The sequence below is a fragment of the Fusibacillus kribbianus genome, from assembly GCF_030053595.1.
Lineage (GTDB): Bacteria > Bacillota > Clostridia > Lachnospirales > Lachnospiraceae > Lientehia > Lientehia kribbiana.
On the sequence record NZ_JASGBQ010000001.1, the window covers coordinates 1 to 14,580 of the forward strand.

The 14,580-nt window shown below is 50.8% G+C and carries 12 protein-coding genes and 1 pseudogene; 2 read left to right on the plus strand and 11 right to left on the minus strand.

Going from position 1 to position 14,580, the window contains the following annotated elements:
• Window positions 1-234, minus strand: a pseudogene (locus QJ036_RS00005) (Rpn family recombination-promoting nuclease/putative transposase); the annotation flags it as partial.
• Between the two features lie 183 nt (window positions 235-417).
• On the opposite strand from QJ036_RS00005, the gene QJ036_RS00010 reads away from it, so the two are divergent.
• A complete protein-coding gene (locus QJ036_RS00010) occupies window positions 418-987 on the plus strand; it encodes a biotin transporter BioY (RefSeq protein WP_283229379.1) in 570 nt (189 codons plus the stop codon).
• A 73-nt stretch (window positions 988-1,060) separates the two neighbouring features.
• On the opposite strand, the gene QJ036_RS00015 is transcribed toward QJ036_RS00010, so the two are convergent.
• Window positions 1,061-2,635: a PTS sugar transporter subunit IIC gene (locus tag QJ036_RS00015; RefSeq protein ID WP_283229380.1), complete on the minus strand. Its 1,575-nt coding sequence runs from the start codon at window positions 2,633-2,635 to the stop codon at window positions 1,061-1,063.
• 238 nt (window positions 2,636-2,873) lie between these two features.
• Here QJ036_RS00015 and QJ036_RS14300 point away from each other — a divergent pair, with 238 nt between their 5' ends.
• Window positions 2,874-3,014, plus strand: a complete 141-nt coding sequence (locus tag QJ036_RS14300; protein WP_416388532.1) for a LacI family DNA-binding transcriptional regulator — start codon at window positions 2,874-2,876, stop codon at window positions 3,012-3,014.
• Between the two features lie 155 nt (window positions 3,015-3,169).
• Here the strand turns inward: QJ036_RS14300 and QJ036_RS00020 are convergent, their stop codons facing one another.
• The 9 genes from QJ036_RS00020 to QJ036_RS00060 all read right to left on the minus strand — a co-directional run bounded on the left by QJ036_RS00020 (window position 3,170) and on the right by QJ036_RS00060 (window position 14,391).
• Complete coding sequence (locus tag QJ036_RS00020) at window positions 3,170-4,126, minus strand: Gfo/Idh/MocA family protein (RefSeq protein WP_283229381.1); 957 nt, start codon at window positions 4,124-4,126, stop codon at window positions 3,170-3,172.
• A gap of 29 nt (window positions 4,127-4,155) precedes the next feature.
• Complete coding sequence (gene hxlB, locus QJ036_RS00025; protein ID WP_283229382.1) at window positions 4,156-4,716, minus strand: 6-phospho-3-hexuloisomerase; 561 nt, start codon at window positions 4,714-4,716, stop codon at window positions 4,156-4,158.
• A gap of 12 nt (window positions 4,717-4,728) precedes the next feature.
• Complete coding sequence (gene hxlA / locus QJ036_RS00030; protein ID WP_283229383.1) at window positions 4,729-5,370, minus strand: 3-hexulose-6-phosphate synthase; 642 nt, start codon at window positions 5,368-5,370, stop codon at window positions 4,729-4,731.
• Window positions 5,371-5,387: 17 nt separating this feature from the next.
• The gene (locus QJ036_RS00035; protein ID WP_283229384.1) at window positions 5,388-6,221 is read right to left on the minus strand and encodes a glucose-6-phosphate isomerase family protein; all 834 of its coding nucleotides are present in this window, start codon (window positions 6,219-6,221) and stop codon (window positions 5,388-5,390) included.
• 15 nt (window positions 6,222-6,236) lie between these two features.
• The gene (locus tag QJ036_RS00040; protein ID WP_283229385.1) at window positions 6,237-7,442 is read right to left on the minus strand and encodes an ROK family protein; all 1,206 of its coding nucleotides are present in this window, start codon (window positions 7,440-7,442) and stop codon (window positions 6,237-6,239) included.
• Between the two features lie 499 nt (window positions 7,443-7,941).
• The gene (nifJ, locus tag QJ036_RS00045) at window positions 7,942-11,487 is read right to left on the minus strand and encodes a pyruvate:ferredoxin (flavodoxin) oxidoreductase (protein ID WP_283229386.1); all 3,546 of its coding nucleotides are present in this window, start codon (window positions 11,485-11,487) and stop codon (window positions 7,942-7,944) included.
• A 125-nt stretch (window positions 11,488-11,612) separates the two neighbouring features.
• Window positions 11,613-12,554, minus strand: coding sequence for a transketolase family protein (locus QJ036_RS00050; protein ID WP_283229387.1), 942 nt, complete (start codon window positions 12,552-12,554; stop codon window positions 11,613-11,615).
• Window positions 12,542-13,378, minus strand: coding sequence for a transketolase (locus QJ036_RS00055; protein ID WP_283229388.1), 837 nt, complete (start codon window positions 13,376-13,378; stop codon window positions 12,542-12,544). The genes QJ036_RS00050 and QJ036_RS00055 overlap by 13 nt, the downstream gene beginning before the upstream one ends.
• A gap of 149 nt (window positions 13,379-13,527) precedes the next feature.
• Entirely contained in the window at window positions 13,528-14,391 is an 864-nt protein-coding gene (locus QJ036_RS00060) for a DMT family transporter (RefSeq protein WP_283229389.1), read from the minus strand.
• Window positions 14,392-14,580: the final 189 nt, after the last annotated feature.

Genomic DNA, 14,580 nt, shown 5'->3' on the forward strand with positions numbered 1-14,580 from the left:
CATCTCCACGTTGTATCGTTTTTCTTCATTATCTTTTGCATATACATCCAGCCGCACGCCCCGATTTTCCGGGTGGTACGCCATGGTTTTCTCCCGGATCACTTCAATGCGCCCGATGGGGAATCCCAGAACCAGCTCCAGAAAATCCCGGCAGTTCTTTTCCTCCGCCATCACTGTGCCAAACATAAAGTCATCCTTAAGCGTAAGCTCCTGAAGTGTTTTTCTTGTACTCATGTTCCTCCGTTTCCGCAGAGGAATTCTATAAGAAAAGTATAGCACGACCGTGACCGAATTGCAATCGATTCCGACTCTTGTATGTGAACCTTTTCATTTGTCCAGTTGACATTTCATCGTATCCCGTATATAATGTCAACTGTTCTTAAATATAAGTTTACATTCAAGAAGGAGTTCATCATTATGGAAAAGAATGCGGTTCAAAAACACTCAGAAATCTCTGTTGTCACCATGACTCTCATCGGTGTGATGACTGCCATCACCTGCATACTCGGCCCCCTTTCCGTCCCGCTTCCCATCAGTCCGGTTCCCATTTCCTTTACCAACCTGGCTATATACATCACCGTGTATGTGCTGGGCATGAAACCCGGAACTATCAGCTATCTTGTATATCTGCTGATCGGACTTGTGGGCGCACCGGTATTCTCCGGCTTCACCGGAGGCCCTGCCAAGCTGGCAGGCCCCACAGGCGGTTATCTGATCGGGTTCATTTTTATAGCTCTGATTGCCGGATTTTTCATTGATAGATTTCCGAAAAAATATTATCTGCATTTCATTGGTATGGTGCTGGGAACTGCAGTATGCTACCTGTTCGGCACCCTCTGGCTCTGTTACCAGCTGAAGCTCGGTTTCGTGGCAGGTCTTTGGGCCGGCGTGATTCCTTACCTGCCGGGAGATGCAGCCAAGATCATCATTTCCCTGATCCTCGGCCCCGTTCTCAGAACGGCGGTCTCCGAATTTAAAAATCATTAAAAAACCTGTTCATCAAAAAAGCTGGTGTGGAACAGAAATTCTCTGTTTCGCACCAGCTTTTTTACAAAAGAACTTATGCCTGTGCCGCTTTCTTCCGTCCTGCCAGGTTCGCCATGACGGTGATCACAAAGGCGATTCCAAAGGCAATGAGCATGCAGAGGAAGAAGTAAAAGCCCTTGCCCGCATTGGCTGCAAAGGGAGCAGCATAGGCGGGAAGATAGGCCGTGCCTCTCACATCAAAGATTCCCACAAAGGCGCCGGATACAGTAGATGCGATCAGTGCTCCCGCAAATACCATCTTGTGGGCAAACATGAACGGATAGGCTGCCTCCACAAATGTACCGAAGCCTACATTGATGGCAAAGCCGGGAAGAGCCACCACTGCATCCCCCTTCTGTCTGGGACATACCACATTTGCCAGGGTAATGCCTGCCGATACCATAACAAGGCCTGTCATATCGATCGCTCCCAGGAAGCTGCTGCCTGACACCTCGATCTCCAAAAGTACAATAGGAAGGATCGCTGCATGGTACACACCTCCGATGATAGCCGGCCAGATGAGAAGGCCTGCCAGCGCCCCTGCTGCAATGGGACTTATGGCAATGGCGGAATCAATCAGATAACGGATGCCGTCACCGATCCAGAGGGCAACCGGAGAGATCACATAGAGTCCAAACAGACCGGCGATCAGACCGGCAAGTCCTCCGGCGGCAATATTCGCCGTGGTACCGGGAACCTTATGCTTAAAACAGAAGGTAATAATATAGTATACAAGAATACCGGCGATGAGACCTGTCACAAGACCTCCCAGAATTCCGCCGTCCTTGGAAAGAACTCCGGTCATGACACCAGCCACGACACCAACCTCGCTGAAGCCGGACACCTTCATGGAAGCAATGGCTGCCACCACTACAGGAAGTGCCCCGATCAGGGTATTGAATACATCCTCCAGCACTGCCAGGCCGGGGATCTTGCTTAAAGCCAGGCAGATCGCCATGGCAATGAAGGCAGGCATGGAGGTCATCATGATCCCCCGGAAATTGATCCGTTTCCATACGCTTCCCTGTGCCTTCTCAGCAGCTGCAGCACCGGTATTGCCGATCACCGGCATGTATTTCATATTCCACGCTTTTGCGAGAGCCATGGTAAACCCTACCGCTCTTGTCCGATTGGTAGTTCCTGTCGTTCCGGAAGCCGAGATCACATTGCAGCCCAGATCTCTGGCGTCTGCAATGGAGGAGCCGCCGGTGCCTGCGATGGGAAGCTTCTTTTCTGCCGCTGCCGTAAGAGCCTGACGGTTTACCCCCTTCGGATCGGCACTCATCAGCATAATGCCGTCCACCTTCCCATCCTGTATGGCCTTTGCCAGCTCCGCATCCGTCTTTGCAGCTGCTCCGTTGACCTCAGTAAGAGGGCCCTCAAAGGCCGGTGCCACTCTTCCGTTCTGAAGAGTATAAAGAGCCGCCGGCGCTTCTTTTGATATGTTATCCATGGAGCCTGACGCTCCGATAAACTGTATGAAGGCGATCTCCATCCCGGCTGACTCTGCCTGGGTAAAAATCTCTTTCATAAGTGCATCCACATTGCTGCCGCCCTGATTATACAGGTTTCCCCCACTGCTTCCGATCACTGCGATCTGCTTTTTCATCCTCGTCACCTCGTATTATTTGTCCATTCTGTCCTTTGATGATGTGTTAATATTGTATCACTTTACCTCATTAAATCACGCTATTCCTATTATACATAAATTTTCCGGAGATGCAAGAACTTTCTTTATCTGTGACTCATACTCTCTCAGAAAATCCGGTATCTCAATCCATTATATTTTGGAGAACGTTCTCAGCATTATCTGTTTCACATAGGATACGACAGGATGTGACGCCATAATGAAAAAAAGCAGAGATACAGTTACCATAGAGGACGTAGCGGCCCTGGCCGGAGTCTCTCGATTTACAGTGGGCCGGATCGTCGGCGGTTACGGCAGCGTTTCCGAAAAGAGCGGACCTATAACGCCGACAATACCTTAGCTTCCCACGCCTATTATGACGGAAATGGAACTCTGCTCTCCACCACAGAAGCAGTCTATACGACCATCACAGTCATAGCAGAAGAATAATCTCCGAAAAACAAAAGGGCTGTCCGAAAACAGCCCTTTTTGTTATCTTCTGCAGTCTCCTGTTTTTCAGCTTCTGAGTCTGTCCAAAAGCTCCATGACCATCAGACTTTCCTTCTGCCAGCCGAGGAACCGTTCCCGGTCACTCGCTTCGACGGCCTTCACAAAATCGGCGATTTCAAAGGTCATCCGGTTGGTGGCAAGATCGTATGAGGCAGTTTTTGTTTCGCCGCCACGCAGGTGAAGCTCTGCATTTCCCCAGGTATTTCCGGCCTCCTTCACAAGAATATAGCCCTTTTCCCCTTCGATGAGTCCTGTATTGACACCGTCACAGTCCTTGGCCCCCATGCAGCTGCACACAAAACCGTCATAGGAAAGCACTGCTGTCCCGGAGCAGTCAATGCCGTTGAAGCCCCGGTTGGCAAAATATTCTGCCTCCTTCGGTGCGCCGAACAGCCCCACTGCTCCATGAAGATTATACACATTGATATCCATGAGAGCTCCGCCGGCGTATTCCGGATTGAACACATTGGTGATCCGGCCTTCCAGATAAGCGTCGTAACGGCTGGAATACTGGCTGTAGTTGAAATTCGCCAGACGGATCGGACCGATTTCTTCAAGCCAGCCCCTGACGACATGGAAATTCGGCATATGGAGAACGGTAATCGCCTCCATCAGATACAGCCCCCGCTCCTCCGCCAGAGCAAACAATTCCGCCGCTTCCTCTCTGTTCCCAACAAAGGGTTTCTCACAGATCACATGCTTACCCGCAAGAAGAGCCCTTTTTGCATAGCTGTAATGAAGGCTGTTGGGGGAAGCCACATAAATACAGTCGATCTCCGGGTCAGACAGCATTGCGTCCAGATCCACATACCATTTTAAAGCCCCATGCTTTTTGGCAAATTCGGCTGCCCGTTTCTCTGTCCTGGAGAAAACCGCCGAAAGATCGATTCCCTCCGTTCTGGATACTGCATCAAGAAACAAATCTACAATACTTCCGCTTCCAATGGTTGCAAGCCGCAGCATAAAATCTCCTCCTTACAATTCTGCTTTTCTCACTCCAGATTCGCGTGTCTGGAGAAATAGTGGTCCGTGGGGATCCCGGCTTTTTTCCCGAGAGGCAGTACCATGGCGTCTCCCAGCACCAGCATACACTGCTCAAACATACTTCCTCCCGGAAGGATCGGCATCTCTCTGTCCGTCATATCCACCTTGTCGGTATAGGCGGGAATCTCCACCATCACATCGCTCATTTTCCCCAGGGTCGATTCCCTGTTGATGGTCATGACTGCAATTTTACCGCCCAGCTTTTTCGCCTTGGCAGCGATGTTCACCAGGCTTCCGGTCTCCCCGGAGCCGGAGCCGAGGATCAGAAGATCTCCCTCCTCAAAGGCCGGCGTGGTCGTGTCCCCTACCACATAGCTCTGGAATCCCAGGTGCATCAGCCTCATGGCAATACACCGGAGCATCAGCATGGAACGTCCCGCCCCATAAACAAACACTTTTTTTGCGCTGCAGATGGCGTCCATAAACGCTTCCACCTGTGCCTCGTCGATCTTTTTCAGTGTCTCAGAAAGCTGCACTGCTGCTGCCGCTGCCGTCTCTGTCACATTCATATGCTCTGCCCCCTATTTCTGTAAATAGCTGTCCATGATTTCTCTCATCTTTGCAGCGGTTTCCCTTCTGTTTTTCTGATTGCAGATTCCGCCGCCGCTGATGATGACCTCCGCCGGGCTTGCGACCGCCTCCGCAAAGGTGTCAAGCTTGATTCCTCCGGCAATGGCCTTGGCACAGCTTACGCCTTCCAGCTTGCGAAGCTCCTCAATGGGATCCGCACCTGTCTCCTGAATATCATATCCCACATGAACACAGATGTAGTCCGGTTCCATGGCTTCGATCTCTTTTCCTCTTGCCGCAATGTCTTTTACCGAACACATATCCACCAGCACTTTTGCGCCGTATTCCTTTGCAATGCGGATTGCCCCTTTAATGGTACTGTCATCGGAGGCCGCCAGCACAGAGATCATATCCGCTCCCGCCTCCAGCACCGACTTCGGAACCACATTTCCGCCGTCCATGACCTTAATATCGGCAAAAACGATCTTATCCGGATACTTATCCTTCACCGTCTTTACAACTCTCGCACCCTCGGAAATAATAAGGGGAGTTCCCAGTTCGATAATATCCACGTAATCTGCAACCTCTTCAAGAATCTCCAGTGCATCCTCTGTTTTAAACAGATCCAACGCCACCTGCAGCTTTTTTTTCATAATTTTTCTCCCTTCCTTTATTTCGTCACCAGCTCATCGTGATAAATGAGCATGGACATGATCTCATCCACATAGTTGTCAGGATATCCCAGGAAACGAAATGCCTCCGGATTTTCCTTGTAGCTCTTATAGACCGGCAGACCGAATTTGATTCCCAGTGCCGGATTTTCCTTTACCGTGGCAAATTTCAGCTTCGGTACCTGATGATAGCGGTCGTTGAGCTTTACCCGGATCTCTCCGTTTTCCTTAAACACGTAGCAGCTCATACCGTGGTAATGCTTCACCGGTCCGTAATTAACCGTGCAGGGCACATAGGCCAGGTTGGAAAAGACCAGCGGTCCCTCCCCGATATTGACCGAGCAGTGTCCGTAATTGGGGGGCACGATGATGGTCTCCCCTTCATGCACCGTAGTCAGGATCAGGTCATCCACCTTCACATCCTCCGGATCTTCCGCATCAAAGTTGTCGGAGCGCTGCAGGATGTAAAGCGCTGTTCCCTTGATCACCTCATATACCTCACCGTATGTATTGGTGTGCTCCGGATTCCAGCCGTGGTAATGACCGGAGGTCTTTTTGCATTCCCCGTTGATCTGTCCGGGCATGATAATGGTGATATCGTAGCAGAAATCATTCTTCTTAAGGAGCTCTTCATCCTCCGGAAACGCAATTTTTCTGTATACGTCGTAAACATTTTCCTCCATGGGAAGATTGGTCTCATCAGCCAGAAGCCCCTGCATCTTCGCCGCAGGCTTTCTTCCAAAGCCTCCGTAGGTAAGAAGGGCGCTGAGAGCCATCACATGGTTTTCCTCATCGAGATAAAGCGGAAGTCCGCTGTTTTTCAGTTCGAGCATTCTGTTCCTCCTTGTCTATAAACCGATGGACTGCCCCGCCAGGGTACAGGCTCCGTACATGCCGGCCTCTGAGCCCAGCGTTGCCTGCACCACCGGGCACCAGGAGCGTTCCTGGGCAACCATCTCTTTTGTTTTCTCATTGAGAGGCTTTAAAAGCAGCTCTCCTGCATTGGAAAGCCCGCCTCCAATGACAATGATGGACGGATTATACATCATCATCACATTGGTAACCCCCACCGCAAGATAATGGATATACCGATCCAACAGCCTGAGGCATACCTGATCGCCTGCCATCGCGCCCCGGGTAACCATCTGGTTTTCAAAGACTCCGCCGGCCTCCTTCATATATTCATGCAGAACGGTGTCCGGACAAGTTCCCATCATAAAAACGGCATCCCGCTTCAGAGCGCTTCCGGAACAGTAGGCTTCCAGATGGCCCCTTCTACCGCAGAGGCAGATATCCCCATCGTAGGCATCCACGATCATATGCCCCAGTTCTGCCGCCATATTGGAAGCTCCTCCGTAAATTTTTCCGTTGATAATAACACCGCATCCCACTCCCGTTCCAAGGGTAATAAGCACCATGTTATCATTTTTTCCGTTGCTGCCAAAGGCATATTCGCCAAGGGCATTGATATTTGCGTCATTATCAATAAAGGAAGGTGCGTTATAATATGCTCCGATCTTTTCCGCCGGGTTGAATCCATCCCAATGGAGCTTTGAAAGCCAGACGGTTTGATTTTTTTCTTTATCCACCGTTCCGGGAAGCCCCATCGCCACCGCCAGAACATTCGGCTCCTCAATGCCGGCTTCTGTGAACATAAAATCAATGGCCTGGATCATGGCATCGCCGGCTGTTTCATAGCCCTCTTCTCCTCGGGTAGCAATCTGCCTTTTGGCGATCACCTCCTGCTGCTCGTTCATGATCATAAGCTTGGTATTGGTACCGCCCACATCGATCCCGATCAGATATCCTGACACCGGTCGTTTCAGCTCGGCTGCCAGACTGCCGGCCAGTCCCAGCTTCATCTGGGCAAAGCCGGAGTATCCAATATGGCGGCACATCCGGATCACCGTTGCATCACTGGTCTCACTTTTTTTCGCCAGCTCTGCGATGCTGAGATCCAGAGTCTCCTCCGGATGTTCTATCATGAAATCGGCAACCCGCTTCTCAGCCTTCGACATTTCATCGTAAAACTGTCTGATATTCTCGATTGCCATAAGCCCTCCTTTCTGAAGTTTTACTTCTTTTAAGCCGGTTGAATTTTGAAGTTTTGCTACTTTTCTCTTGATTTGCTTCTGTTTGATTGAATTATAAATGAAGATTATCTTCACGTCAAGATAGTTTCGAAGTTTTACTTCTTTTTTTGGGATTCAGAGTTTCTATTGGGGATTTTTATAATCAGGAAATGAGTTTTTGAAGTTTTGCTTTATATGAGTATTTTTGACTATGGAATGTACCAAACGAGATTTTCTTCTGTTCTGTCGCCGTACAGCTCAGGGTAGCCTCACGCTTCGCTGCCGCTCGCGCTCGCTAAGCGCTCCATGTTTGCTCACGATGTTCGCTCACGCATAAGCGGCCCGGCAAAGCCGGTCCGCACGCGGGCATTCGTAGAATGCCCGCATATAAATAGAAAACCCCGGTCTTTGGCAAGTAAACTTGCCGTCGACCAGGGTTTCCTATTTATTTATGCGTTCACTTTACTCAAAGCTTTCGCGATCAGTCTTCTACGCCGTACAGCTTAACCAGCTTCTGCAGGTGAGCATACTTAGCCTTGGACTGTGCCTCAGCAGCGTCGAACAGCTCGGCAGCTCTTTCAGGGTTAGCACGTACTAAGGAGTTGTAACGTACTTCGCCGTTCAGGAATGCCTTGTAGTCTCCGGTAGGAGCCTTGCTGTCCAGGCTGAATGCAGCCTTGCCTTCTGCAGCCAGTTCAGGATTGTAGCGGAAGTTGAACCAGTAACCTGCCTCAACAGCAGCCTTCTCCTCAAGCTGAGCCTTTGCCATACCAGCCTTGATACCATGGTTGATACAAGGAGCGTATGCGATTACCAGGGAAGGTCCGGGATAAGCTTCAGCTTCTGCCAGAGCCTTTACACACTGATTCATATCAGCGCCCATAGCGATCTGTGCAACGTATACATAGCCGTAGCTCATAGCGATTGCTGCAAGGTCTTTCTTCTTAACATCCTTGCCGCCTGCTGCGAACTTGGCGATAGCGCCGGTAGGTGTAGCCTTGGAGGACTGTCCGCCGGTGTTGGAGTAAACCTCGGTATCGAATACCATGATGTTGATGTCTCTGCCGCTGGCCAGTACATGGTCAACACCGCCGAAGCCGATGTCGTATGCCCAGCCGTCGCCGCCGAAGATCCACTGAGACTTCTTAGCCAGGAAGTCCTTATCCTTCAGAATATCCTGAGCCTTCTCGCATCCGCAGGCTTCCAGAGCAGCTACCAGCTTGTCGGTTGCTGCACCGTTCAGTGCGCCTACACTGAAGGTATCCAGCCATTCCTTACCGGCTGCAACAACAGCTTCATTCTTGCCGTTAGCTACAACATCCTCAACCTTAGCCTTCAGAGTCTCTCTCATGGCGTTCTGAGCCAGGCTCATACCATAACCAAACTCAGCAGCATCCTCGAACAGGGAGTTGGACCAAGCCGGACCCTTGCCCTCAGGAGTTACGGTGTAAGGAGTGCTCGGTGAAGAGTTGCCCCAGATGGAGGAGCAGCCTGTAGCATTTGCAATGTACATTCTGTCACCAAACAGCTGAGTGATCAGCTTAGCGTAAGGAGTCTCGCCGCAGCCTGCGCAAGCGCCGGAGAACTCGAGCAGGGGCTGCTTGAACTGGCTGCCCTTTACGGTGTTCTCTTTGAACTTGGCAAGAACTTCAGGCTTCTTAGGCAGCTTCAGGCCATACTCGAAGCCCTTCTGCTGATCCAGATTTGCTTCCAGAGGCTCCATGGTAAGAGCCTTTGCGCCCTTCTTTCCGGGACAAACAGTAGCACAGGAACCGCAGCCTAAGCAGTCCAGAACGTCTACGGTCATGGAGAAGAGCATTCCGGGCATACCGGTCATGTTGTTCTTCTTCATCTCTGCAGGTGCTGCAGCAGCCTCTTCCTCTGTCATGGCAACAGGACGGATCGCTGCATGAGGACATACATAAGAGCAGAAGTTACACTGGATACAATTCTCAGGGTTCCATACAGGAACGGTTACGGCAACGCCTCTCTTCTCGAATGCAGCAGCACCGGAAGGAGTGGAACCGTCTACATAGTCAACGAAAGCGGATACAGGCAGCTTGTTGCCTTCCTGTGCGGAAACGCTCTGCTGAATGTTCTTAACGAATTTAACAACGTCTTCTCTGTCGCCTGCGGGAACCTCTGCAGACAGATCCTCGTACTCAGCGTTCTTCCAGCTCTCAGGTACTTCAACCTGATGAACCTGCTTAGCGCCTTCTTCGATGGCTGCCCAGTTCTTCATAACGACATCGTCGCCCTTGCGTCCGTATGTAGCCTTTGCAGCAGCCTTCATCAGATCGATGGCCTCAGCCTCGGGAATGATGGCAGCCAGCTTGAAGAATGCGGACTGAAGGATGGTGTTGATACGGGTTGCACCCATACCGGTCTCGATACCGATCTTCACACCGTCGATGACATACATCTTGATGTTGTGATCAGCGATATACTTCTTAGCCTGTCCGGGCATATGCTTCTCAAGGTCGGCCATATCCCAAGGGCAGTTGAGCAGGAAGGTTCCGCCGTCCTTCAGATCCTGTACCATGTTGTACTTTCTCAGGTATGCAGGATTGTGGCATGCTACGAAATCAGCCTTGCTGATCAGGTAGGTGGACTTGATGGGATCCTTACCAAATCTCAGATGGGAAATGGTAACGCCGCCGGACTTCTTGGAGTCATAATCAAAGTATGCCTGTGCATACATATCAGTGTTGTCACCGATGATCTTAATGGAGTTCTTGTTGGCACCTACAGTACCGTCTGCACCAAGGCCCCAGAACTTGCAGCTGATGGTTCCCTCGGGAGCAACTGCGATCTCCTCGCCTACAGGCAGGGACAGGTTGGTCACATCATCAACGATACCGATGGTGAATACCTTCTTCTCAGTGTTGTTGTAAACAGCAACGATCTGAGCAGGAGTGGTATCCTTGGAACCAAGGCCGTAACGTCCGCTGTAGATAGGAACATTGTGGAACTTGGTGTCACGAAGAGCTGCAACTACATCCAGATACAGAGGCTCACCCTGAGCACCGGGCTCTTTTGTTCTGTCAAGTACGGAGATCTTCTTAACGGTTTCAGGAATAGCAGCTACCAGCTTCTCAGCGCAGAAAGGTCTGTAAAGACGTACGATCACGAGACCAACCTTCTGGCCCTGAGCGTTCAGGTAGTCAATAGTCTCCTCGATGGTCTCACATACGGAACCCATAGCGATGATAACCTGCTCAGCATCGGGAGCACCATAGTAATTGAATAACTGATAGTTTGTACCAAGCTTCTCATTAACAAGAGCCATCTTCTCTTCTACGATTGCAGGAAGTGCATTGTAGTAGGAGTTGCAGGCCTCTCTTGCCTGGAAGAAGATATCGGGGTTCTGTGCGGAACCTCTCTGGCAGGGATGCTCAGGGTTCAGAGCGTGACGTCTGAATGCGTCGATGGCATCCATATCTACCATATCCTTCAGATCCTCATCATCCCAAACTTCGATCTTCTGATACTCATGAGAAGTACGGAAGCCGTCGAAGAAGTTGATGAAAGGAACGCGGCCCTTGATTGCTGCGCAGTGAGCAACGGGGGTCAGGTCCATAACTTCCTGTACGCTGCCTTCGCAGAGCATAGCCACACCGGTCTGACGGCAAGCGTAGATATCGGAATGGTCACCGAAGATGGACAGAGCATGGCTGGCCAGCGCACGTGCGGAAACGTTGAATACGCCGGGAAGCAGCTCACCAGCAACCTTGTACAGGTTGGGGATCATCAGCAGTAAGCCCTGAGATGCGGTGTAAGTAGTAGTCAGAGCACCTGCTGCCAGAGAGCCGTGAACAGCACCTGCTGCACCAGCCTCAGACTGCATCTCAGCCATCTTTACAGTCTGGCCGAAGATGTTCAGCTTGCCCTGAGTTGCCCACTCATCCGTGGCTTCTGCCATGGGGGATGAAGGGGTAATGGGGTAGATGGCAGCCACGTCAGTATAAGCATAAGAAGCATATGCCGCTGCATGGTTACCATCCATGGTTTTCATTTTTCTTCCCATAGGTAATTTCCTCCTCTAAATATATAGATGAAATATTAATAATTTTAAACAAATCATCTTTCCCATTATACAATTCCTGTGACAGGAATGTCAAACAAGTATCTTAAAAAATACACGGTTCGCCGTTATTTTACAAAAGCCTTTACCTTTTCTGCGATGCTGTCACCGTCAAGACCGTATTTTGCGATCAGGGCCTTGGCCGGACCGGATTCGCCGAAGGTATCGTTGATACCGATTCTCAAAACGGGAGTAGGAGCCTTCTCGGAAAGCACCTCACATACTGCGCCGCCCAGACCGCCGATGATGGAATGTTCCTCCACAGTCACGACCTTGCCGGTTTCCTTTGCTGCTGCTACAACAAGCTCCTCATCGATGGGCTTGATGGTGTGGATGTTGATGACTTTGGCATCGATGCCCTCAGCTGCCAGCTTCTCAGCTGCTGCCAGAGACTCGCTTACGCAAAGGCCGGTGGTGACGATGGTCACGTCCTTGCCTTCTCTCTCAACAATACCCTTGCCAATTTCGAATTTATAAGTAGCCTCATCATGGATCACCGGAACTGCCAGACGTCCGAATCTCAGGTAAACAGGGCCTACATGCTCAATGGCAGCGCGAACAGCAGCCTTTGCCTCCACATCGTCTGCAGGGCTGATGACTACCATGCCGGGGATAGTTCTCATAAGAGCGATATCCTCATTGCACTGATGGGTCGCACCGTCCTCACCTACAGAAATACCGGCATGAGTCGCGCCGATCTTCACATTCAGATGGGGATAACCGATGGAGTTTCTCACCTGCTCGAAGGCTCTGCCTGCTGCAAACATGGCAAAGGAGCTGGCAAAGGGGATCTTTCCTGCAGTAGCAAGGCCTGCTGCCACAGTCATCATATTGCCTTCTGCGATACCGCAGTCGATATGACGCTCAGGAAATACCTTCTTGAAGGTACCGGTCTTGGTAGCGCCTGCCAGATCGGCATCCAGAACTACCAGGTTTTCATATTTTGCACCGCATTCTGCCAGCGCATTTCCATAGCTCTCTCTTGTAGCGATCTTCTTTACTTCTGACATAATGCTTCACCTACTTTCTCCAAATCTGCCATTGCGACTGCATACTGCTCGTCGTTGGGTGCAGTACCGTGCCATGCTGCCTGATTCTCCATGAAGGATACGCCCTTGCCCTTAACAGTTTTTGCAATGATAGCGGTGGGCTGACCCTTAACAGTCTTTGCCTCTTCAAAGGCGGCTCTGATCTGATCAAAGTCATGACCGTCGATGTTGATCACATGGAAATTGAAGGCCTCGAACTTCTTATCAATGGGATAAGGGGAGTTTACGTCAGCAATATTTCCGTCGATCTGAAGACCGTTGTTGTCCACGATCACTACCAGGTTGTCCAGCTTTCTGTGAGCTGCCAGCATGGAAGCCTCCCAGACCTGCCCCTCCTGGATCTCGCCGTCGCCAAGAAGCGTATATACACGATAATCGGCATTGTCAAGCTTTCCTGCGATCGCCATACCTACTGCTGCAGAAATGCCCTGTCCCAGAGAACCGCTGGACATATCCACACCGGGAATATGCTGCATGCAGGGATGCCCCTGTAAATAGGAGCCCAGATGACGAAGGGTCAGAAGATCCTCCACCGGGAAAAATCCCTTGTGAGCCAGTGCTGCGTAGTATCCGGGAGCTGTATGGCCCTTGGACAGTACGAAACGGTCTCTGTCCGGTGCATCCGGATTCTTCGGGTCAACATTCATTTCTTCAAAATACAGATAAGTAAAAATATCTGCTGCGGAAAGGGATCCGCCGGGATGGCCAGCTTTTGCGCTGTGCACGGCTGAAACGATGCCCTTGCGGACCTCGTTGGCCATTTTTTTGAGTTCCAACGTATTCATTGCATTTCCTCCTTGTAATATCTAACCATACCTATTAAAAATTATATCATTTTAACGCTTTTATGTCCACCTGTTTTCCTGCTCTTTTCCATTGTGATATCTGTTCTTTTCCGGCGTCTTTTTACCACCCCCGGCTGCCGGCACAGCCTCTAGGCAGCCGTATGCTTTCTGTTGTACAGAAACATGGCTACAGATGCTGCTATGATCACGCCGTAACCGAGAATGCTCATAAGATCCGGCGTCTGATGGAGGAAGAGAAAGCCGAGAATAGCGGAGAACACCACCTGGGAATAATCGTATACAGAGATCTCCCTGGCCGGTGCGAACCGGTAAGCAGCCGTGATGGCAAACTGCCCCGCTGCCGCAAAGGCGCCGGCCACCAGAAGGCAGGCAAGCTGCCACCATTCCATGGGATAATAGTTGGGGATCACATAGGGAAGGACCACCACGCAGGAAAAGGCCGAGAAAAAGAATACGATGAACGGTCCCGGAACTCCCCTCTTCTGGAGAAGTCTTACAATGCAGTAGGCCGTTCCCGCTCCTGCGCCGCCCAGTACACCGATGAGAGCCGGTCCCACCGGCATTCCGGACATGCCGGGCTTCACCACCAGAAGGGCTCCCAGAAAAGCCACTATGATACAGGCGGCCTGGGGCAGGCGGATCTTTTCCTTCAGAAGAAGGACAGAGACCAGTACCGTAAAGAACGGAGCCAGCTTATTTAAAATCGTTGCATCGGCCACCATCATCCGGTCCAGGCAGTAAAAATTGGCCAGAAGACCGATGGTCCCCGCCGTGGCCCGGAACAAAAGCCAGGGCATATCCCCCTTTTTGAGCTTCACCTTCGTGTGGGATGCCAGCAGATAGATCCCGGCTGCCAGCATTGCCACCAGGTTTCGGAATACACTTTTCTGAAAGGACGGCACATCACCGGCCAGTCTCACGAAAATTCCCATGGCCGCCCAGGAAAAAGCGGACGTCATGATACACAAAATTCCCTTTGTTTTATTGGACATGATCAAGTTTCCCCCTGTTTCTTATTCTTTTGTCTCCTGTTCTTTTAATCGAACGGGAAGCCCGGGCTTAACCTCCAAAACCGGAGCTGCCGCGGGCATCTTATTATTATTATTATAACTCGATTAAGAAAAGTTGCAACTTTTATGAAAAAAGAGTATACTTAGATTTAGCGTCGGTGAGCAGAGGGC

What these genes read in the sequence shown, in the direction of transcription:
- QJ036_RS00010 (WP_283229379.1), top strand. Translation starts at nt 418, where the DNA reads ATGGAAAAGAATGCGGTTCAAAAACACTCAGAAATCTCTGTTGTCACC.
- QJ036_RS00015 (WP_283229380.1), bottom strand. Translation starts at nt 2,635, where the DNA reads ATGAAAAAGCAGATCGCAGTGATCGGAAGCAGTGGGGGAAACCTGTAT.
- QJ036_RS14300 (WP_416388532.1), top strand. Translation starts at nt 2,874, where the DNA reads ATGAAAAAAAGCAGAGATACAGTTACCATAGAGGACGTAGCGGCCCTG.
- QJ036_RS00020 (WP_283229381.1), bottom strand. Translation starts at nt 4,126, where the DNA reads ATGCTGCGGCTTGCAACCATTGGAAGCGGAAGTATTGTAGATTTGTTT.
- hxlB (WP_283229382.1), bottom strand. Translation starts at nt 4,716, where the DNA reads ATGAATGTGACAGAGACGGCAGCGGCAGCAGCAGTGCAGCTTTCTGAG.
- hxlA (WP_283229383.1), bottom strand. Translation starts at nt 5,370, where the DNA reads ATGAAAAAAAAGCTGCAGGTGGCGTTGGATCTGTTTAAAACAGAGGAT.
- QJ036_RS00035 (WP_283229384.1), bottom strand. Translation starts at nt 6,221, where the DNA reads ATGCTCGAACTGAAAAACAGCGGACTTCCGCTTTATCTCGATGAGGAA.
- QJ036_RS00040 (WP_283229385.1), bottom strand. Translation starts at nt 7,442, where the DNA reads ATGGCAATCGAGAATATCAGACAGTTTTACGATGAAATGTCGAAGGCT.
- nifJ (WP_283229386.1), bottom strand. Translation starts at nt 11,487, where the DNA reads ATGGGAAGAAAAATGAAAACCATGGATGGTAACCATGCAGCGGCATAT.
- QJ036_RS00050 (WP_283229387.1), bottom strand. Translation starts at nt 12,554, where the DNA reads ATGTCAGAAGTAAAGAAGATCGCTACAAGAGAGAGCTATGGAAATGCG.
- QJ036_RS00055 (WP_283229388.1), bottom strand. Translation starts at nt 13,378, where the DNA reads ATGAATACGTTGGAACTCAAAAAAATGGCCAACGAGGTCCGCAAGGGC.
- QJ036_RS00060 (WP_283229389.1), bottom strand. Translation starts at nt 14,391, where the DNA reads ATGTCCAATAAAACAAAGGGAATTTTGTGTATCATGACGTCCGCTTTT.